An 18,311-nucleotide genomic window follows, 5' to 3' on the forward strand; every position below is an offset into this window, starting at 1 on the left:
GAAAGGGGGCGAAGTTGAGTGATCTCGCGTCGCTGCTCCCGGGAATCGCGGCCGTCATCACCTCGATCGGCGGCATCGTCACCGCCATCTACGCCATCAACCGCGGCTCGAAACGGGAACGCCGCCGCGCCGCCGAGAAGGTCATCGACCGTCTTCTCGACGGGCCGGACGAGGACGACGACGAAGACGAGGACGACCGGAGCGAAGCGATCGCCGAGGTGCTCGCCGAGCTGCTCAAGCGTCGGGAAGGTGACTCATGACGGGTGAGATCGACCGGACCATCGTGCAGCCGGCCGCGGAGAAGAGCCGGGACCGGCGCGCGCACCGGCTGCTGTGGCTCGGCGCGCTGCTCGCCCTCGGCGGGGTCGTCTGGCTCGCCGTGCAGTTCTTCGGGCAAGGCTCGGAGATCGCATCGCTGCAGCGCACCAGCGACGCCCGCAGCGCGGACATCGGGCGGCTCGCCGCGCAGGTGAAAGCGCTCGGCGGAACACCGGTCGTGCAGCCGCCCGCGCCGGTCGCCGTGCCTGTCGACCCGACGACGCTGCGCCAGGCCGCCCGGCAGGCAGTCGACGACTACTGCTCGCTGCGCGACCAATGCCGCGGCGCAGACGGTGTGTCGCCCGACTTCGACGCGCTCACCAACGCCGTCCTCGCACGCGTCCCCGCGCCGAAGGACGGCAAGGACGGCACCGACGCGCCAGCCCCGGACTACACCGCACTGGTCGCTTCCTACTGCGCGGCGCACGACGAATGCCGCGGCGTGGCCGGAGCGAAGGGCGACACCGGCGAACAGGGCGCGAAAGGCGACAAGGGCGATCGCGGCGATCCCGGCCCGTCCTGCCCTGACGGCTACGTGCTGCGCGACGCCGTGATCACCGCACCCGACGGATCCACCTACCAGGGCAAGGCGTGCGTCGACCCGGGCAGCAGCACGCCGCCCTCCGCCGCCCCGCCCACGACCGGAGGATGACCATGTACCTGACCGCCCTCGCGACGATCGCCCGGTCCGCCGGACTCCGGGTGGTCGAGCAGCCCGGCTGGACCACGCGCGGCCACGGCCAGATGTCCGGCGTGAAAGCCGTCGTCTGTCACCACACCGCTGGGCCCGCCGCCGGGAACGCGCCCTCGATCAGGGTCGTCCAGAACGGCCGTGCGGACCTCGCCGGGCCGCTCGCGCACTACGTGCTCGGCCGTGACGGCACCGTGTACGTCGTCGCCGCCGGACTCTGCTGGCACGCCGGCGCCGTGCTGAACAACGCCTGGTCGAACAACTACTCGATCGGCATCGAGGCCGAAGCGACCGGCACCGCCGCGTGGCCGGAGGAACAGCTCGACGCCTACGCCCGGCTGTGCCGCGCGCTGTGCACGGCGTACGGCCTGCCGGTCTCGGCCGTCCTCGGCCACAAGGAAGTGTGCTCGCCCCGCGGGCGCAAGTCCGATCCGAACTTCGACATGGGCGCGTTCCGTGCCCGTATCGCCGCCCTCGGCACCGCGCCGGCGGGCGGCGGAAACACCGGGGGCAGCGCGCCCCAGAACCAGGAGGACGACATGCCCGACCGCGAACTGCGCCCCTCGGCGAACGGCTCGGTCACGATGACGGTGCCGCCCGACGCCGACGAACTCGTCATCGGCGTCGGCTGGACGAGCATGACCGTGACCAAGGTCGGGTTCTTCGGTCCGACCCCCGGCGACCGGCCGGACTCGAACCAGCTGTGGGCGACGAGCGGATCCCAGCGCGTCGACGCCGCGCGGCCGTGGCGGCTCAAGGCTGAACTCGCCAGTGCCCGCGCCAAGGGCGAGGTGCTGCTGTGCGAGGTCGACTACGTCCTCGCGCCCGTCGTCGGCCGCGACGTGACCGGCACCGCCGGATTCCGCAAGGCCGCCGCGTGACCGGCCAGCACGCCGACCCGATCGGCGCACCCACCTTCCGTGCTCGGCTCGCCGCGTGGCTTCGTACCGCGCCCGGCCGCTACCGCAAGGCGATCGCCGGGCTCTGGGGCTACCTCACCGTCCCGGTCGTCGTCGGGATCGTCGCGCTCGCCGGCGTCCACATCGACGGCGACACCGCCGCCTGGATCATCGCAGTCGGCTCCGTGCTGCTCGGCACCGGCGCCGTCGCCGGGGCGAAGCCGAACGACGCCCCGGCCCCGCGCGTCGACCCGCTGTACGCCGAGGGCGTGGCCCGCGGACCCGACCTGGACTGATCTCTTCGGAAGGTGCCCGTTCGAGCGGATTAGTCCGTCCCGGTTTGGTCGAACAGGTTGGGATCGCCGGGCAGATAGGGGTTGTCGATCCAGACCCCGTTGACCCGCTGGCCGATCTGGAAATCGTCGTTGTCCAGGGTGAACAGCACGTCAGCTCCGGCTTCGACGGCGCTGGCGAGGTGGATGGCGTCGCCGGATCGGTACTGCTTGGTCAGGTGGAGTTCGCGGGCTTGCAGAGCGACTTCGCGGGAGAACTCGACGAGGGTTACTCGCGGACTGTCGAGGTGCTTCTGAACCCTGGCTTCCATGCCGACATCGGGCCGGGGTGTGGGGCTCTGGCCGAGGCACTCGACGAGGGTGAATGTCGACGTGCAGATCTCGAACTGGCGGGCATCGGCTGCGTCCATGATCTGCTGAATGAAGTGCGATCCTTCGCCCCGGGTGTAGTACCGAGTGAAGACGCAGCTGTCGAGGTATGCCAGCGTGTAGGAGTCAGGCCGTGCCACGCACGTCCTCCTGCTGCCCCTGCACCCTCGATGTCACCGCAGCCGGGGCGACGCCCGCCGCCGAGCCCAACCTGGGGGATTCCTCCCAGGTCGCCAGCCTCGTGATGGCCCGCAGCTGCAGTGATACCGGGCGTCCCCGGAAGTCCCGAACCAGCTTTCCACGGGCCTCGACACGGCAGCCGATCAGGCTCCGAACGGTGTCCAGTTGGGTGTCGGCAAAACGGACAACCACAGCCCTGCCGCCGCGGTCCGGCCACAGTCGAGCTTCGGATCGCGTGTGCACGCTCAGGGAGTCCAGTCGGCCAACAACCGAGCCGATGCTGGCCCGCCGGGGGGCGACGGCCTCCTTGAGATGGTCCCGTGATGCCGTGGTGACACGCAGCTTGTCCAGGATCGTGTCGCCATCCCGAAGGGTGAGGTCCATGCCGTCGTCAGTGAAGGCACAGAGCAGCCCGGTGGCTTCCTGCCCTGCCTTCAGTGCCGTGTCGTCCCATCCAGCGGGGATTGCGGGTGCCTCCTGCGCTGTGCGCAGTCCGGCCAGTACTTGCCGGAACGCGGCGTCGGTGGTCTTCGGGTGCTGCATCGGGCGCAGTGCGGTGTCGATGCTGCCGTCCTGCAGCCGAGAGAATCGGACCGGGCCGCCGCCCAGTGCACTGATGAGGTCGGCCATGTGCTGTAACCCGGTCAGGACGCGGGTCGCGTCCATTGTGTCGATCCGCCCGTGTACGTAGATCTCCAGTTCCACGACCGCACCTCCTTCACCAGGCCTCGCCATGTGCGTGATCGCCCTCTCCCATCCGACCACCAGTGTGGGTGCATTCGACTATCTGCACAACGCGCATGCGCGTTAGCTCACCGTTGGTCACGATCTGATACACGAAAGCACCAGAAGCCGAGGGCCCCCGCGCATACGCGCGGGGGCCCTCGATCCGTGTCTGGGGTCGGCTACTCGGACGGCACGTCAGTAATCCTGCGGTACAGCAAAATCAGCTGCGTGACGACGAATGCGAGCGCTACGACGGTGGCGATGATGTCGAAAATGGCCCACAGGACTGTGCCGACGCCTTGGCCTTGGCCGTCGGCGTACCAGCTTGCGTGCAAGGCCCAGTAGGTGAGCGCGACCGCGAGCGTGATCACGAGCCGGAGCACGATGATCGACATCGGCGCGGACTTCCTACGATGCATTGCCTCGGCCATCGGGATCCCTCCTGCGCTCACGTCCTGCTACAGATGTTCGCGTTGATCACCTCTGGTGTTACAAGGTGACGGGACCGGCAGCCGGCCGTCTTCTGTGGACTGCCGGTCCCTTCCACCCCCGCAGGGTGGCTAGTGGGTCGGTGGCCGGGACGTCTGATCGGCGGCCACCGACCGCCCCGCGCCGGCAAGCCCGGGGCCCTGACGCGCGCCAGATCTGGAAATCGTCGCTGCCGTCAGGCGGTCCCGGTCGCCGCGCCACCGCTGAAAGCGCAGCGTCCGGGAGATGGATGGGCGGTGGCACTGGAGGGAAAGGGGCCAGTAGGCCACCGCCCGTGCGCCCCACCTCAGTGAGGGCGCACCCGGGTGCCGCGGCAGCGTCGGGGGAACCGTCGCGGCACCCGGGGGATAAGGGATGTCAGCGATGTCCCATGTGCGACCCGGGAGCGGTGACCCCGTGGCGCGGGTACGTCCGGTTGACGTACCGCACCCATTCGTCCGGGCTCGCGTCCGGGCCTGGTTCGGCAGGTTCGGGTTCCTGCTCAGGTTCGGCGTTGCCGTCTGGTTCGCAGGTTTGGGTCGTCATTGCGCGACCACCCCGGTGCAGCCGGGGCACCAATCCGCGTCCGTGAACCCGGTCCGGTCGATCTCGCCACGTTCATGGCGTTCCGGGTAGGGGTCGCGGCTGGAGCACCAGGGGATCAGCCACCGCACCGACGGGTCGTCCAGTTCCTGCCTCCAGTAGCGGTGCACGGTCCGCCGGTGCGCGACGGTCGGGTCGGAATGCACTCGCAGTACGAGATCCGGCGACCGCATCGGGTGCACCGCGCGGATCGCCGCGGCCACCTCATCAGCGGGCAGTTCGCCGCACAGTGTGCCCCTCACGACCGCCTCCGCGTTTTCTTGGCGAGGTCATCAAACGACAAGTTCAGGTTCGAGATCACGCGGCCACCGGCGGCGACCGGAACGGTTGCGCTGGGACCGGTTTCGGCCTGGCTGTCGATCGCCAACCCCACCGTGAGGTGGCCTTGAGCGTTCGTGGTGAGTCCGGTCGTGATCGTGACGGGGCGACCCGTCGAATCGAACGTTCGGACGCTGCGTTCGTTGCGCCAGCCGCGCATGTTCACCGCCCTTGATCACTGGTCATGATGTCTTGGCCACGTACAGTGCCACATGAGCGAGAACTGGTCAAGACAAGTTAACCAGTGCGATACTTGAGGGCATGGTGGATCGCAAAAGCGGTGTTCCCGCATTCCGACAGGTCGCGGCTGATCTGCGCGAGAAGATCACCGCAGGCCGCTACTCGCCCGGTGACCAGCTGCCGAGCGAACGCGAGATGGTCGAGACGTACGGCGTATCCCGGCCGACGATCCGCGACGCCGTCGACATGCTGCGCGCCGAAGGTCTCGTCACGAGCGAACACGGGCGAGGCGTGTTCGTCCGGCCTCCGGCGAGCATCCAGCGGATCGCTCGGTCCCGGCTATCGCGCGAAGCCAGGGCGAAGAACCGCGGTGCGTTCCTCGCCGACGCCGCAACCCGTGGGTTCACGCCGTCGTCGTCAGTGAAGATCCGATTCGAGGAAGCGGACGCTCGTGCGGCGCGGCACCTCGCGATCGACGAGGGCGCCGAAGTCACGGTGCGGGATCGGGTGATGCGCGCCGATGGGCTGGTGGTCCAACTCGCGGTGTCGCGCCTCCCGCGTGAGCTGACGCGCGGCACCGCAATCGAGGACGTCAACACCGGGCCCGGCGGTGCCTACGCCCGGCTCGAGGATGCGGGTCACCGGCTTGGTTCGTTCGTCGAGCACGTCGGTGCGCGGATGCCGACGCCGGACGAGGCGTCGCTGCTGCAGCTTGCGGAAGGTGTTCCCGTCGTGACGGTGACGCGCGTGGCTTACGGCGAAGACGGTACGCCGCTGGAGATGAACGACATGATCCTCGCAGCTGACCGATACGAGCTGTCGTACGAGTGGCCCGCGGACTGACGTTGCTCCGACCGGGTGGTTCGCCCGGGGCCGTCGGGGTCTGATTTTCGGCGGTTCCGGGCACCTCCTGAGATGTAAGGGATTATGGCGCTACGGTTGCTGGTAACCTGGGTTTTAGCTGGTAGAGGCAGTGGTTGGGGCAACTGGGACTCATAATCCCTTGGCCGTCGGTTCGAGCCCGACCCGGCCCACTCTGCCATCCCTTGTATAGGGTTTGACCTGTGGAAACGGTCTCGTCTACGATCTCGGGGCGAGGTCTTGCGGGGGCGGTAGAGCAAGGGACTGTTCGAGCAAGGCCGTTTCGCTGACCGCCGCGGAGGTGGCATCCGGGCTCGGCTCGGGCTGGGGAACGCATCTGAGGGCCGAGAACCTTGCCGACTCGATGATCGGCGGGTACCTCGACTGCGTGGCCGTGCTGGTCAACTGCCTTGACGACGAAGGCCTCCCGAATGCCTTCGCCGGCGGCCGAATTTTCGCACCGGGAGTCCCTGGCGCACAGCTGCATAGTGAAGCAGTATCGGCACCTGCAGCAGTTCTGGTGCTGGCTCGATGATGTGGAAGGGATTTTCGAGTTGTCGCCGTTCTGCAAAATGGAGGCCAGTCGCGTTCCGGGCAATCCGCCGACTGTCTTGCGTGAAAATGGTCTGACGGAGCTGCTGGTCACTGCGAATGGGAAAATATTTGTCGAACTGCGGGATTGGGCGATCATTGTGGTGCTGATCGACTGTGGAGTCCGGGGTCGGCGAACTGCCGCTGTTGACGGTGGAAAATCCGGCAGAGCAGAAGCGCGGCAGCTTTGATTTCGACGTCGATGTCGTCCGCGTTCTGGGGGCGTCGCGCGCGTGACGTGCCTTTCAATCCGGCGACTGCGGAAGCGCTACTTCCGCTCGGTGGACCGGACCCGAAGCGGGATACCGGAAGAGGAGCTCCGAAATTCGCTCGTCGTAAGAGACCCGCTCTCCGAGGGGGCCGACTGTCAGGTCGGCGGTGACGAGCGCGTCCAGGAGCGCAGTGTCCCGGAAGGGGAATTCGGCGAGCTTGTCGGCCAGGCCCCGCTGCTCTGCCTCGAACCTCGCTCCGGAGTGGTGCACGACTAGGTTGACTATCGCCTCGGGCCAGCCATTGACCTTGAGGTACCTCGCGCCGTCCAGCGGGTGAAATCGGGTGTGCCCGATCTCCGGCGAGGAGCCGATGTCGTGCAGCCAGGCCGCGGCGACAAGCGTCGACCGTTTTCTTGGGCATCGGCGAAGGCGTTGAGGATCGCTGGTTCGGCGCCGACAGGCCCCGCTGTCTACGGGACCCCCGCCGAGGAGCGCATCGCGCTGATTGTCTTGGTGATTCGGTGGCTGACCATCGCGAGCAGCCCGGCGTACTTGTCCACGTCGGCCCGGAACGTGGGCGCGGTGATGGACAGGGCGCCGGTGGTCAGACCGGTCGCTCCGGTCAGCGGGATGGCGACGCTGGCGTACCCGACGCGGGTCTGCTCGTACTCGACGGCGGACCCGTTCGCCTTGGCGCGGGCCAGTTCGCTCAGGAGCACGCCGGGCGCGTTGACCGTGTGCGGGGTGCGTCGTTCGAGCGGCGACGCGAGCACTTCCTCGACCAGGTTTCGCGGGCCGAAGGCGAGGAGGACCTTGCCGGTCGCGGTGCAGTGCATCGGCATGCGGCCGGCGACGCGGGACGGGGCTTGGCGGTGGCCGGACACTTTTTCGAGGTAGAGGACTTCGCGGCCGTCCGGGACGGCGAGGTGGACGGTTTCGCTGGTGGCTTGGAAGAGATCCTCCATGTAGGGGCGGGCGGCGGGGGCCAGGTTTCCAGCTCTGCTCGCATCTGAGGATCGTGCGCTGGGCTCGGCATAGCGGCTCCGGGCGTTGCGCCGGAAGGCGGACGCGGCTGAGCAAGGACCCGCCCCGAACTGGAAAGCCGCCTCCGGTCCGGCCTCCGCCCGCTGCATCTGCCGCGGTCAGCACCGCCGGTTCGCTGGCCCTGCAGCATCAGTGGATGGCCCCGGAAGACGGCTCGGCGCCGACCAGCCCCACCCGGTAGGCGAGAACCACCGCCTGCACGCGGTCCCTCAGGTCGAGTTTCGTCAGGATCCGGGAGACATACGTCTTCACCGTTTCCGTGGTGATGCTGAGCTTCTCCGCGATCTCCGCGTTCGACAGGCCCTCCGCGATGTGCTCGAGCACTTCGAGTTCGCGGCGGGCGAGGGTCTGCCGGACGCGGTCTCGGGCCGGGTGGGTGGGGTCGGCGGGGCGCAGGCGTTCCGCGAAACGGCCGATCAGGGCGCGGGTGACCGCCGGGGCCACCAGGGAGTCTCCGGCGGCGACAGTGCGCACGCCCTTGATCAGTTCCGCTGGCGGAGCGTCCTTGAGCAGGAAGCCGCTGGCACCCGCTTTGAACGCCTCGTAGACGTATTCGTCGACGTTGAAAGTCGTCACCACCAACACTTTCGCCGGGCTGTCCACGCCCGGTCCGGCGAGCTTGCGGGTGGCTTCGATGCCGTCGACGATGGGCATGCGGATGTCCATCACCACGACGTCCGGGCGCAGCCGCAGGGTCTCTTCGACGGCCTGCCTGCCGTCCGCGGCCTCGCCGACTACCTCCAGATCCGGTTGCGCCGAGAAGATCGTGGTGTACCCGGCGCGCACCAGTTCCTGGTCCTCGCACACCAGAACCCGGACAGTCATGCCTGCCTCCGTGACGGGATGAGAGCGTGCACCCGGAACCCGCCTTCGGGCCGGGCCGCGGCTGCCATCTCACCACCCAGCATCCGCACCCGTTCCCGCAGCCCGCTCAGGCCGCGGCCGCCCCGCTCGGCGACGGGGGCGCTCGCGGAGGTCCCGTCCGTCGTCACCTCGATCTCGATCCGGTCGTGGTGATCCTCGATCTCGACCCGGGTCGGGCGGCCGGTCGCGTACTTCATCGCGTTGGTCAGCGCCTCCTGGACCACCCGGTACGCCGCGAGTTCGACGTCGACGGCGTGCTCGCGATGGTCGCCCCGCCTGGTCAGTTCGACGGGCTGACCGGACAACCGGGCCTGCTCGACGAGGTCGCTGACCCGGCCGAGCGCCGGTGCCCGGTCGGCCTTCGCCGAGTCGCCCGTCGCTTCGAGCACGCCGAGCAGGTGCCGCAGTTCCGTCAACGCGCGGCGGCCCGTGTCGCTGATGGCGGCGAGTCCTTTCCCCACGTTGCCCGGGGTCCCGTCGAGCAGGAACTGCGCCGCGTCGGCCTGGACGACCATCGCGGTCACGTGGTGGGTCACCACGTCGTGCAGGTCGCGGGCGATCCGGGCGCGCTCCCCGGCGGTCGCCACCTCGACGCTCAGCCTGCGGTTCTCCGCCTCCTCGGCCCGCCACCGGCGCATCGCGGTCCCGGCCGCCCACATCGCCGCCGAACTCAGGAAGAACACCACGAACACCTGGGGCTGGCTGGGCGAACCCAGCAGATGCAACGCGATCGCCAGCCCGATGTACGCCGCAGTGGCCGTCGCGGCGGTGACCCGGCGGTACCGGGCCTGGTGGGCGCCGGCCGCGAAGAGCGCCAGGTAGAACCCGAGGCCGGCGATGCTGACCGGGTAGCCGAACGATTGATACAGCGCGAAGGCGATGCCGGAGACCGCCAGGCAGGCCGCCGGCCAGCGCCTTCTGATCGCCAGCGGCGCAGCCTGCGCGAGGACCAGCGCGACCGCGAGCGCGTCGACCGGGCGTTGCGGCAAGTCCCCGAGCTGCGGGCCGACGGACGAGACGGTCGGCACGAACGCCAGGACGGTCAGCGCGAGCGCGAGTGCACTGTCTTTTGTGGACGAGGAGAGTCTCTGCCACCGGAGGAGCATCGCGCGAGCGTACTGGTCAGGCTGCGGCACGGCGCCGGATCCGGCCGGTGCGGGCGGCGCGGCGCAGGAGGACGACGGTGGGCACCGCGCAGACCAGCAGCGCGAGCAGGCTCGCCTCGGGGCCGAAGACGCCGCCGGTCAGCACGTCAGGCCCGGTCAGCGTGGTCCGCAGCAGCCCGGGCGACGCCTCGGCCGAGCCGGACACCGCGACGCCGAAGATGCCCGCGTTGGTGAAGTTCCAGGCGAAGTGCAGGCCGGTCGACAGCCACAGCGAACGGGTCGCGACGTACGCGGAAGTCGACAGCAACCCGCCGGTCAGGGCGATCGACAGCACGCCCCAGAGCGTCGCGTCGGCGTTGATCGAGTGCGCGAGGCCGAAGATGAGCGACGACAGGACCAGCGCGATCGTCGTCCCGGTGCGTTCCTCCATGATCCGGAACAGCACGCCGCGGAACAGCACCTCTTCGGTGACCGCGACGCTCGCCATCAGCCCGGCGGCGCCGAGGCAGCCCCAGAGCGAGCCCCCCGAGAGGTCCTGCCAGCCGCCGAACATCCCGATCAGCAGGAGCAGCAGGACGGACATCCCGGATCCGAGCGCCGCGCCCCGCAGCAGCTGGGGCCACATCCGGTTCCCGGCGAACTCGGGGATCTCCGTGCGCTGCTCCACGACCCGCGACAGCTTGCGGTACCCGGCCACCACGGCGACGACGGACCCGGCCCCCACCGGCAGGGCGAGCAGGACGACGGGCGACACCAGCTGCATGACGGCCGCGTTCGCCAGCATCACGACGGCGAACGCGGCCAGCAGCACCGGGAATCGGTATCTGCGCAGCCGTCCGGTTTCCTTGGTCTGAACCATTGCTCTTGTCCTCTCCGCGGCGGTTTCCTTGGGCAAGACAGAGACTAGGAATCCAGTCGGTTCGCGGAATCCCGCCGGGAACGACAATCCGGGTAGCTCTCAGGAGGGACAACCTGGTCGGCGGTCTTCGGCGGCCGGGGGAATGGCCGTCGCGCGCCTCAGGCAGGACGTGTGTCGCGGGGCCGGAGCCAGCCGTAGTGTCCGGGCAGACCCCGCGATCGCCACTGGTTCCAGCCGTAGCCGGGGTACCACCAGGGACTGTCCTCGCCTCGATCGAGACGGTCGTAGGCGAGCAGGGCGTCCCGGGCTGTCTTGCACGTCGGGTGCGCTTGGCTGAACCGCGCGACAGCGGTCCTGGTCTTCTCGCTCAGCGTCCATTCGCGCACCGGGGCCGAGGGATCGTCGGTGTGCCACCAAGCGAACCAGTCGTCCTCGCCCCACAGCAGGTCTGCCGCCCAGCAGCACGCGAGACGGACGACGCCGCCCAGCGCCGCCGGGCCAGTGGCGGGGTCGATGCGCGCCAGCCAGGGCCGCAAGTCGTCGTAGCCGCAGGCCAAACCGCCCAGCAGCGCCACGAGAGCGCGGGAAGGCCAATGCTCCAGCGCATCCGCCAAGGCAGCGGCCAGCGCTTCCTCGGTGGCGCGGCGTTCGGCATCCGGCCATCCGGCGAGGTCGGCGTAGTCCGGGCCGAAAACCCGCGGTGCCAGGCCGGGATCGACCGCCCGGGCTCGCACCAGCGAGATCAGCCGGGGCGCGAGCCGCCGGCCCAGGAATCGCCATTGTTCGCCGGACCAGTGATCCCCGGCTTCGGACGCGATCGAAACGACAAGGCGGTCGGGGACGGAGCCGGCGTCGCCGGAGAGGATGGCCAAGTCCTGCTGGGAATAGCACCGCGGGCAGCCGCCGGACAAGTCCACGTGCTCATCATCGCAGGCGGCAGCGCGCGAGGGAACGAGCAGTTGACCTCTACCATGGTCGAGGTTTGAGAATCGCGATCATGACATTGTGGATCTGTGACCGATGCGGCATCGAACAACCCGGCACCCCCGGACCCCCGCGGTGCGTGCTGGACCGGGGCGAGGTCGGCATCGAGGAGCGCGGGGACCTGGGCCCGCATTCCGGGAGCTGGCGGACGCACGAACAGCTGGCCGCCGAACCGCACGTGGTGCTGCAGCGCGACCACGGCCGCGGGGTGCACAGCCTGCGGCGGGAGCCGGTGGTGGGCATCGGGCAGTGGTCGTTCGTCGTGCGGACCGCGCGGGGGAACGTGCTGTGGGACCCGCCGACCTCCATCGAATCGGACACTCTCGCCGCGGTCCGGGCGCTCGGCGAGGTCGTCGCGGTGGCCACCAGCCATCCGCACATGTTCGCCGCGCAGGTCAGCTGGAGCCACGCGTTCGGGCGGGTTCCGGTGCTGGTGAACGCCGCGGGCAAGGAATGGCTGGGCCGCACCGACCCGGTGCTCGAATTCTGGACCGAGCACGCCGAGCCGGTGCCCGGGGTCGAGCTGATCGAGGTCGGCGGCCACATGCTGGGCAGCTCGGTGCTGCGCACCCCGGACGGCACGCTCCTGTCCGGCGACACGATCAGCGGCGGCCTCGCCCCGGACTGGGTCTCGTTCCAGCGCAATTTCCCGAAGCACATCCCGCTGTCGGCCGCGGTGGTCCGGCGGATCGTGGACCGGCTGGACGGCTGGTCCTACGACCGGCTGTACACCCTCGGCGGGGACACCATCGACGCGGACGCCAAGGCCGTCGTGCACCGGTCCGCGGAGACGCACATCCGTTGGGTCAGCGGGGAATTCGACCATCTGACCTGACCGGATCGCGCCACCGGCCGCCGAGTACTTCGGTGCCAGACTTGCCGGTAGTCGCCTTCGGAGGTGTGTTCGTGCGGTACGCCGAGGTCGCGGTAGGCGGCGAGCGTCTCGGCGGCCAGGACGTCGTCGGCGGCGAGGGCGATGTACTGCGGTTCGGACAGGCCGGTCGCCCATTCTCCGCGGCGCAGCAGGGAAACCGCGAGCGCAAGCCGGAGCCGGCGGTGCGGGTGGGCGACGGCTCGGCTGCGGACCAGGCCGAAAGGCGCGGCGAACTCGCCGGTCGCGGCCGGTTCGAGCCGGCCGTCGGGGAGTGCTTCCGCGAGCACGTATTCGTTCGGGTCGGCGAGGCTGCCCGAACGCACGCGGTCCTGGCCGCGGCCTGGCGCTCCTCGCTCCGCGCTTCAGTCCCGCTCGCCGGCGGAGTGCCGGAGCCCGTCCATCAGCAGGTCCAGCAGGCGGCCCGCCAGAGCTTGGTGTTCGGGGGAACCGGCCACGGTGAAGATGCCGATGAGGGCGGCGGCGATGTCTTCCGCGGGGACGTCGTCGCGCAGTTCTCCGCTCGTGCGGCCTGCTTCGAGGATCGCGTCGATGGCTTCGAGCAGTTCGGTCCGGGTGCGGGCGTGCGCGATCTCGCCCGATTCGACCATCGCGAGCAGCGTGTCGAGCATGCCGTTCTTGGTCGCGATCCAGTCGCCGAACAGGTCCATCCAGCGGCGTAGCGCCGCGGCCGGGCCGAGTTGGCCGAGCAGGTCGCGGGCGCCGGTGGTGAGCCGCGAGACCTGGTCTTGGTAGACCGCGTCCACCAGGGACTCCCGGGTGGGGAAGTGCCGGTAGAGGGTGGCGATGCCGACCCCGGCTTCGGCGGCGATCGCGCGCATCGACGGCTCGGTTCCGGCCGCGGCGAACAGCCGGGTCGCCACGTCCAGCAACTGCTGGCGGTTGCGGGTCGCGTCCGCTCGGGGGGTCTTCGCGGCGGCCAAAACGGATCACGCTCCACTTGTGCTAGAGTCGAAGAATATAAACGGAGCATAGTCCGTTTACTCGGCTTCGAGGAGACAGGTGAGCGGGAAAGAAACGAGCCGGGCGGTCGAGTTCGAGGCGTTCGGCGGGCCGGAGGCCTTGCGCCTTCGCGAAGTGCCGGTGCCGCAGGCTGGTCCGGGGCAGATTCGCGTAAGGGTGACCGCTGCTGGGCTGAATCCGATGGACTGGTTCATGACTTCCGACGCGGAGACGGCCGCGCGGTTCGGGCTGAGCCTGCCGTGCGGGTTCGGCACCGACTACGCCGGGGTCGTGGACCAGCTCGGCGACGGCGTGAGCGAGTTCGCGGTCGGGGACCGGGTGTTCGGCGGGGCGCTGTCCCGGGCGGTCGCCGACTACGTCCTCGTAGACGTGGCGGGGACGATCGCGGCGGGCGGCGAGGCGCACCGCACCCCGGACGGTGTCGACGACCGCACCGCCGCGACGCTGGCGATCGCCGGTTGTACCGCGGCTGCGGCGCTGGACGTGGTCAAGCCGGGTCCGGACGACACGGTGCTGATCGGCGGTGCGGGAGGCGGCGTCGGCGTGTTCGCCGTCCAGCTCGCCCGGATCGCAGGCGCGCGCGTGCTCGGGACGGGGTCGGCGTCCTCGGCCGATGCCTTGCGCGCATTGGGGGCTGAGCCGGTCGCGTATGGCGAGGGCCTGGTCGACCGGGTGCGGGCGCTGGCTCCCGCTGGCGTCACCGCGGCCATGGACCTGCACGGAACGGACACGGTGCGGGCGGCCCGCGAACTCGGCGTGCCGGACGAGCGGATCACCGCCATCGCCGCTCAAATCGACGGGATCACCCCGGGGAACGGGGCCAACGCGGCGCCGGACGCCCTCGAGAAGATCGCGGACCTGGTCGCGGCGGGACGGCTGCGGGTGCCGATCGCGGCGACCTATCCGGTCGAGGACGTCCGGGCCGCGGTCGAGCTGCAGGCAGGGCGGCACGTGCACGGGAAGGTCGTCATCGACCTCTAGCGCAGCCAGGGATGCCGCCCGGCGTCCGCGTCGCCGCAGTCCGGGCCGAGACAGATGCGCAGGCGCTGGATGCGGCCGTCGCGGATTTCGAACACATCGCAGAAACGGTGGTTTCCGCCCCAGTCGCCGGGCGGGTCGGGGTATTCGCAGCCCAGGCCGATCTGCCGGGCGCACGCCGGCTTCCCTCTGGCCCTGTTCGACGGCTGCCGCAACCGCAGGTTGGTCGCCACGGCGCGGCCTGCGCGAGGAGGCGGAGTTGTACCGGCATTGGGCAGGAAACCGATCGAGACCTCCCGGGCGAGCACAAGGCGATCCTCGAAGCGGCGTTGGCCCGTGATGCGGATCTGGCGGCCGAACGGCTTCGGGACCATATCGCGCACCCGGCGCAGCTGCTGATCAGCTGCGCCGAGGACGTGCCGGGCGTAGAACCGGTTGGCCTGCAAGGGGATTCGGTTCCGGTCAGGTCGTGGCCGGAGTGAAGTTCTCCCGGTGGATCATCCGCGGCGCCATCCGGCGGCGTTTGAACGCTTTCGCCCCCGCCTCGACCATCGGCGGCGGTCCGCAGAGCCAGCCGGACCAGCCGCGGGCGCTGGGGACGTCTTCGAGGAACCGGTCGGTCGGGAAACCGGTGCGGTACGTGCTGTTCCCGGGCTCGTGAGACAGCCCCGGGACGAACGAGAACCCCGGGTAGCTGTCGGCGAGTTCGGCCATCAGGTCGAGGTCGTAAAGGTCGGCCTCGCCGCGAACTCCGTGGTACAGCAACACTTTCCGGGCCGGATCCCGGGACAGCGCGGTGCGGACGAGGCCGATCAGCGGGGCCAGGCCGGTGCCGCCGCCGATGAGGGCCATCGGGCCGCCGTCGTCCTCTTCCGCCGGGGGCAGGGAGAAATCGCCCAGCGGGCCGGTGACCTGGACCTGTTCGCCGACGGAGAGGTCCGCGAAGATCCACTGCTCGGTCGCCGCTCCGCCGGGCGCCAGGCGGACGTGCAGTTCCAGGACTTTGTCCTCGTCGGCCGTGTTGACCAGCGAATACTGGCGGCGCACGCCGGTGCCGGGCACGGTGAGTTCGACGTACTGGCCCGCGTTGAACGCCAGCGGTTCGGGCAGGCCGAGCCGCAGACGCCGGGTGTCGCGGGCGATGTCCTGGATTTCGCGGACGGTCGCGGTGAGGTCGCGCAGCGGGTGCGTGGTCCGGCCCGCGCCGTCCGCGGTTTCCACGACGACGTCCGAGCGGAGCCGGGCCTGGCAGGCCAGCGCCAGTCCGGCGGCCCGTTCTTCCTCGGTCAGGGTGTCGGCGGGAGAGTCGCGGTGGTCGACCGCGCCCTCGACCACCCGCAGCTTGCAGGTGCCGCAGGTGCCCTGGTTGCAGGAGTTCGGCATCCAGACGCCGGCGCGGAGGAAGGCGTCGAGCAGCGGCTGGTCCGGTTCGCACGGCACGGCCCGGCCGCCGGCGGTCGCGGTGAACGGCATGTCAAGCCTCCCACGCGACGTGCAGCGACGTCGGTCCGCGGAAGCCCCAGCCCCAGAACTCGACGTCGGAGGAGGTGTCGCGCTCCAGGTTCGGGATCGACTCGAACAGCTCCTCCAGCGCGATCCGCATGACGTGGTTGGCGAAGTAGATTCCGGCGCAGGCGTGGTTCCCGGCCCCGAAGGCCAGGTGCGGCAGCGGGGGCCGGTGCAGGTCGTAGCGGGTCGGGGCCTCGTAGACGCCGGTGTCGTGGTTGGCCGAGCCGTAGGACAGGATCACCGGGGTGCCCGCGGGCAGGTCGACCCCGGCGACGGTGACCGGCCTGGTCGAGATCCGCGCGGTGGCCGACCAGATCGGCGACGTCCAGCGCATTCCCTCGGAGATCGCGCGCGGGATCAGCGCCGGGTCGTCCACCACCTGCTCGAGCTGGTCGGGTTCGCTGAACAGGCCGGCCAGCGTCGAGGCCATGCCGTGGCCCGGTTCCTGCATCGCGCCGAGCAGATAGACGTAGATGGTCGGGTAGATGTATTCGCGGTCGCGGGTCTTGCCCGGCGGCATCCCGTCGTGCAGCCAGTGCGAGATCGCGGTGTCGGCGGGTTCGGCGATCCACTTGTCGATCAGCGGGTCGACCGTCGCCTGGATCTCGGCCTTCGCCTCGTCGCCCTGGACGAAGCCCTCCGGGTTGGCGAATTCGCCGTCCTCGGTCATGGCCGCGTTGGTGAAGGACCGGCTCAGCTTCGCGAACCATTCGCGGAGTTTGTCCGAGCTGACGTCGTTCAGGCCGAGCAGATCGCCGAGGGAGCGGACGCTGACCGGTTCGCAGTACTGCGAGACGAGTTCCGCGCGGCCGTCGTTCTCGAACTTCTCCAGGTACCGACGGGCGATGGGGCGGACGAGGCCGTCGATCCACCGGTCGACCTCGACCGGCTGGAGCGCGGGTTCGACCATCGAGCGCAGGTCGGCGTGGACGTCGCCGTTGACCCCGATGATCGCCGGATGGCCGAAGGTGCGGCCGCCGGCCGGGGTGATGACGGCCTCGAAATCGGGGCTGGTGGCGATCTCGCGGCAGATCTCCGCGGTCGTCGCGACGTGCGAGCCGAGCACCGGCACGTACGCAAGCGGAGCCTCGCGGCGCAGCCGTTCGTAAGGCTCGTAGGGGTTGCGTTCCAGCTGGGCCATGGTGATGCCGGCGATCCAGGACAGGTCCGGGGCGGTGGTGCTGTTCGTCGTCATTGACGCGGCCTCCTTCGTGCGGGTCGGGGCAGAAGGTAGGTCCGCGCGGGCCGGGCCCACGACACGCGAAGCGCGGATCCGGTACGGATCGCGCGACGAATCCGGCGCGTCGCCGCAGATCAGCTAGCATGCGGTCCATGTCCGCACGCCGGGGTGCGGCGCCGCGGGACTGGGAGCGAGTCTCGAAGTCGGTGGCCGCCGCCTACTTTCCGCACCAGCTGACGCCGCTGCGCGCCGGCCGCGAACCGCGGCTGACCCTGCGGACGCTGGACCTCGGCCCGGTGCTGATCGGGTACGTCGGATGGGGAGCCGACGTCGAGATCGCCTGCGACTACCCGGCTGCCTACGAGGTCAACCTGCCGTTGACCGGCCACCTCGCCAGCCGGGGAAGGCACGGCACGGTGACGTCCGTGCCCGGGCAGGCGACGGTTTTCCGGGCCGACACCCCGTCGCTGATCACCCACTGGGACGCGACCTGCACCGTGCTGGGGGTCAAATTCGACCGGGACTGGCTGGACCGCGAGGCCGAACGCGTTCTCGGCGCCGGGACCGTCCGGGCGGCGGGCGCGCTCCCGGACCAATTGCCTCTCGACCACGGCCCGGCACGCGACTGGCGGCATCTCGTGGCCGGACTGTCGTCGCAGATGCGCGACGGCGCGCTGTTCACCGACCAGCCGATCGTCCGGGAACAGCTGGCGGGCGCGGTCGCGGCGGGGTTTCTTCTCGCCGGCTGCCCCGATTCCGGCCGGGTCCCGGCACCGCGGCCGAGGGCGATCACGCGGGTGGTGGACGCCGTCCGAGCGGACCCTTCGCGGGCGTGGACCGCGGCGGAGATGGCGGCTGTGGCCGGGACTACGGTCCGTCGGCTGCAGGAGAGTTTCCGGGAATGGGTGGGGTGCACGCCGACGGAACATCTGGTGGGGGTGCGGTTGCAGCATGCTCGGGCGGATCTTGAAGCGCATCCGGAATTGTCGGTGAGCGAAATCGCGGCTCGGTGGGGGTTTTCGAGTGCTAGTCGGTTTGCTGCGGCGTTTCGGAGGCGGTATGGGGTGTCGCCTTCTCAGGCGCGGTGAGTTCTCTGGCTGAGCGTGCGGGTCGGCGCTGCTTCGATCTTCTTTTCGTGCTGACCAAGATCGCGGCGACGCCGAGCAGGATCGCGATAATCGACGTGATGATGCCGATCAGTGAGGTGGTTGTCACGGGTTTCC

The 18,311-nt window shown here is 69.9% G+C and carries 24 protein-coding genes and 1 tRNA gene; 10 read left to right on the forward strand and 15 right to left on the reverse strand.

The genetic code is table 11. The features are described from left to right. Positions 1-14 precede the first annotated feature (14 nt). From F9C11_RS21830 to F9C11_RS21845, 4 genes are read left to right on the forward strand one after another with little or no spacing between them, the layout of a single operon-like run. On the forward strand, positions 15-260 hold the full coding sequence (locus F9C11_RS21830; protein ID WP_409186733.1) for a hypothetical protein: 246 nt from the start codon (positions 15-17) through the stop codon (positions 258-260). After that, the gene (locus F9C11_RS21835; RefSeq protein ID WP_409186734.1) at positions 257-970 is read left to right on the forward strand and encodes a hypothetical protein; all 714 of its coding nucleotides are present in this window, start codon (positions 257-259) and stop codon (positions 968-970) included. Before F9C11_RS21830 ends, F9C11_RS21835 begins: the two co-directional genes overlap by 4 nt. 2 nt (positions 971-972) lie before the next feature. Further along, positions 973-1,890, forward strand: coding sequence for an N-acetylmuramoyl-L-alanine amidase (locus F9C11_RS21840; RefSeq protein WP_409186735.1), 918 nt, complete (start codon positions 973-975; stop codon positions 1,888-1,890). Then, positions 1,887-2,204 carry a hypothetical protein gene (locus F9C11_RS21845; RefSeq protein ID WP_409186736.1) on the forward strand — a complete coding sequence of 106 codons (318 nt, stop codon included), beginning with the start codon at positions 1,887-1,889 and terminating at the stop codon, positions 2,202-2,204. Before F9C11_RS21840 ends, F9C11_RS21845 begins: the two co-directional genes overlap by 4 nt. Positions 2,205-2,233: 29 nt before the next feature. Here F9C11_RS21845 and F9C11_RS21850 read toward each other — a convergent pair whose 3' ends face one another. The 6 genes from F9C11_RS21850 to F9C11_RS21875 all read right to left on the reverse strand — a co-directional run bounded on the left by F9C11_RS21850 (position 2,234) and on the right by F9C11_RS21875 (position 5,031). After that, positions 2,234-2,710: a type II toxin-antitoxin system VapC family toxin gene (locus tag F9C11_RS21850; RefSeq protein WP_409186737.1), complete on the reverse strand. Its 477-nt coding sequence runs from the start codon at positions 2,708-2,710 to the stop codon at positions 2,234-2,236. Then, positions 2,697-3,455, reverse strand: a complete 759-nt coding sequence (locus F9C11_RS21855; protein ID WP_409186738.1) for a hypothetical protein — start codon at positions 3,453-3,455, stop codon at positions 2,697-2,699. The genes F9C11_RS21850 and F9C11_RS21855 overlap by 14 nt, the downstream gene beginning before the upstream one ends. Before the next feature lie 200 nt (positions 3,456-3,655). Next, positions 3,656-3,871 (reverse strand): hypothetical protein, encoded by a 216-nt coding sequence (locus F9C11_RS21860; RefSeq protein ID WP_409186739.1) that lies wholly within the window; start codon positions 3,869-3,871, stop codon positions 3,656-3,658. A 451-nt stretch (positions 3,872-4,322) separates the two neighbouring features. Beyond that, positions 4,323-4,490 (reverse strand): hypothetical protein, encoded by a 168-nt coding sequence (locus F9C11_RS21865; RefSeq protein WP_409186740.1) that lies wholly within the window; start codon positions 4,488-4,490, stop codon positions 4,323-4,325. Further along, positions 4,487-4,789, reverse strand: coding sequence for a hypothetical protein (locus F9C11_RS21870; protein WP_409186741.1), 303 nt, complete (start codon positions 4,787-4,789; stop codon positions 4,487-4,489). The genes F9C11_RS21865 and F9C11_RS21870 overlap by 4 nt, the downstream gene beginning before the upstream one ends. Then, the gene (locus F9C11_RS21875; RefSeq protein WP_409186742.1) at positions 4,786-5,031 is read right to left on the reverse strand and encodes a hypothetical protein; all 246 of its coding nucleotides are present in this window, start codon (positions 5,029-5,031) and stop codon (positions 4,786-4,788) included. Before F9C11_RS21875 ends, F9C11_RS21870 begins: the two co-directional genes overlap by 4 nt. Positions 5,032-5,126: 95 nt before the next feature. Between F9C11_RS21875 and F9C11_RS21880 the strand changes: the two genes are divergently transcribed. The 3 genes from F9C11_RS21880 to F9C11_RS21890 all read left to right on the forward strand — a co-directional run bounded on the left by F9C11_RS21880 (position 5,127) and on the right by F9C11_RS21890 (position 6,688). Further along, entirely contained in the window at positions 5,127-5,888 is a 762-nt protein-coding gene (locus F9C11_RS21880; protein ID WP_409186743.1) for a GntR family transcriptional regulator, read from the forward strand. A 117-nt stretch (positions 5,889-6,005) separates the two neighbouring features. Next, a tRNA-OTHER gene (locus tag F9C11_RS21885) sits at positions 6,006-6,079 on the forward strand. A 315-nt stretch (positions 6,080-6,394) separates the two neighbouring features. After that, positions 6,395-6,688, forward strand: a complete 294-nt coding sequence (locus F9C11_RS21890; RefSeq protein ID WP_409186744.1) for a hypothetical protein — start codon at positions 6,395-6,397, stop codon at positions 6,686-6,688. Between the two features lie 491 nt (positions 6,689-7,179). On the opposite strand, the gene F9C11_RS21895 is transcribed toward F9C11_RS21890, so the two are convergent. From F9C11_RS21895 to F9C11_RS21915, 5 genes are all read right to left on the reverse strand, one after another. Next, positions 7,180-7,674 (reverse strand): IclR family transcriptional regulator, encoded by a 495-nt coding sequence (locus F9C11_RS21895; RefSeq protein ID WP_409186745.1) that lies wholly within the window; start codon positions 7,672-7,674, stop codon positions 7,180-7,182. A 208-nt stretch (positions 7,675-7,882) separates the two neighbouring features. Beyond that, complete coding sequence (locus F9C11_RS21900; RefSeq protein WP_409186746.1) at positions 7,883-8,578, reverse strand: response regulator; 696 nt, start codon at positions 8,576-8,578, stop codon at positions 7,883-7,885. Continuing rightward, positions 8,575-9,723: a sensor histidine kinase gene (locus tag F9C11_RS21905; protein ID WP_409186747.1), complete on the reverse strand. Its 1,149-nt coding sequence runs from the start codon at positions 9,721-9,723 to the stop codon at positions 8,575-8,577. Before F9C11_RS21905 ends, F9C11_RS21900 begins: the two co-directional genes overlap by 4 nt. A 16-nt stretch (positions 9,724-9,739) precedes the next feature. Continuing rightward, positions 9,740-10,582, reverse strand: a complete 843-nt coding sequence (locus F9C11_RS21910) for a lysostaphin resistance A-like protein (protein ID WP_409186748.1) — start codon at positions 10,580-10,582, stop codon at positions 9,740-9,742. A gap of 158 nt (positions 10,583-10,740) precedes the next feature. After that, positions 10,741-11,499 (reverse strand): hypothetical protein, encoded by a 759-nt coding sequence (locus F9C11_RS21915; protein ID WP_409186749.1) that lies wholly within the window; start codon positions 11,497-11,499, stop codon positions 10,741-10,743. 80 nt (positions 11,500-11,579) lie between these two features. On the opposite strand from F9C11_RS21915, the gene F9C11_RS21920 reads away from it, so the two are divergent. Further along, positions 11,580-12,401, forward strand: a complete 822-nt coding sequence (locus F9C11_RS21920; protein WP_409186750.1) for a hydrolase — start codon at positions 11,580-11,582, stop codon at positions 12,399-12,401. 401 nt (positions 12,402-12,802) lie between these two features. On the opposite strand, the gene F9C11_RS21925 is transcribed toward F9C11_RS21920, so the two are convergent. Next, positions 12,803-13,381 carry a TetR/AcrR family transcriptional regulator gene (locus tag F9C11_RS21925; protein WP_409186751.1) on the reverse strand — a complete coding sequence of 193 codons (579 nt, stop codon included), beginning with the start codon at positions 13,379-13,381 and terminating at the stop codon, positions 12,803-12,805. A 79-nt stretch (positions 13,382-13,460) separates the two neighbouring features. Here F9C11_RS21925 and F9C11_RS21930 point away from each other — a divergent pair, with 79 nt between their 5' ends. Then, on the forward strand, positions 13,461-14,402 hold the full coding sequence (locus F9C11_RS21930) for an NADP-dependent oxidoreductase (RefSeq protein WP_409186752.1): 942 nt from the start codon (positions 13,461-13,463) through the stop codon (positions 14,400-14,402). Here F9C11_RS21930 and F9C11_RS21935 read toward each other — a convergent pair. Genes F9C11_RS21935 through F9C11_RS21945 form a run of 3 tightly spaced genes read right to left on the reverse strand, consistent with a single transcriptional unit; the run spans position 14,399 to position 17,103 of the window. Further along, entirely contained in the window at positions 14,399-14,845 is a 447-nt protein-coding gene (locus F9C11_RS21935) for a hypothetical protein (RefSeq protein ID WP_409186753.1), read from the reverse strand. The genes F9C11_RS21930 and F9C11_RS21935 overlap by 4 nt on opposite strands. A gap of 16 nt (positions 14,846-14,861) precedes the next feature. Then, positions 14,862-15,872, reverse strand: a complete 1,011-nt coding sequence (locus F9C11_RS21940; RefSeq protein ID WP_409186754.1) for a 2Fe-2S iron-sulfur cluster-binding protein — start codon at positions 15,870-15,872, stop codon at positions 14,862-14,864. Position 15,873: 1 nt separating this feature from the next. After that, the gene (locus tag F9C11_RS21945; protein ID WP_409186755.1) at positions 15,874-17,103 is read right to left on the reverse strand and encodes a cytochrome P450; all 1,230 of its coding nucleotides are present in this window, start codon (positions 17,101-17,103) and stop codon (positions 15,874-15,876) included. A gap of 137 nt (positions 17,104-17,240) precedes the next feature. Here F9C11_RS21945 and F9C11_RS21950 point away from each other — a divergent pair, with 137 nt between their 5' ends. After that, a complete protein-coding gene (locus tag F9C11_RS21950) occupies positions 17,241-18,176 on the forward strand; it encodes an AraC family transcriptional regulator (protein ID WP_409186756.1) in 936 nt (311 codons plus the stop codon). Positions 18,177-18,311 lie beyond the last annotated feature (135 nt).

Source organism: Amycolatopsis sp. VS8301801F10, from assembly GCF_046195355.1.
GTDB lineage: Bacteria > Actinomycetota > Actinomycetes > Mycobacteriales > Pseudonocardiaceae > Amycolatopsis.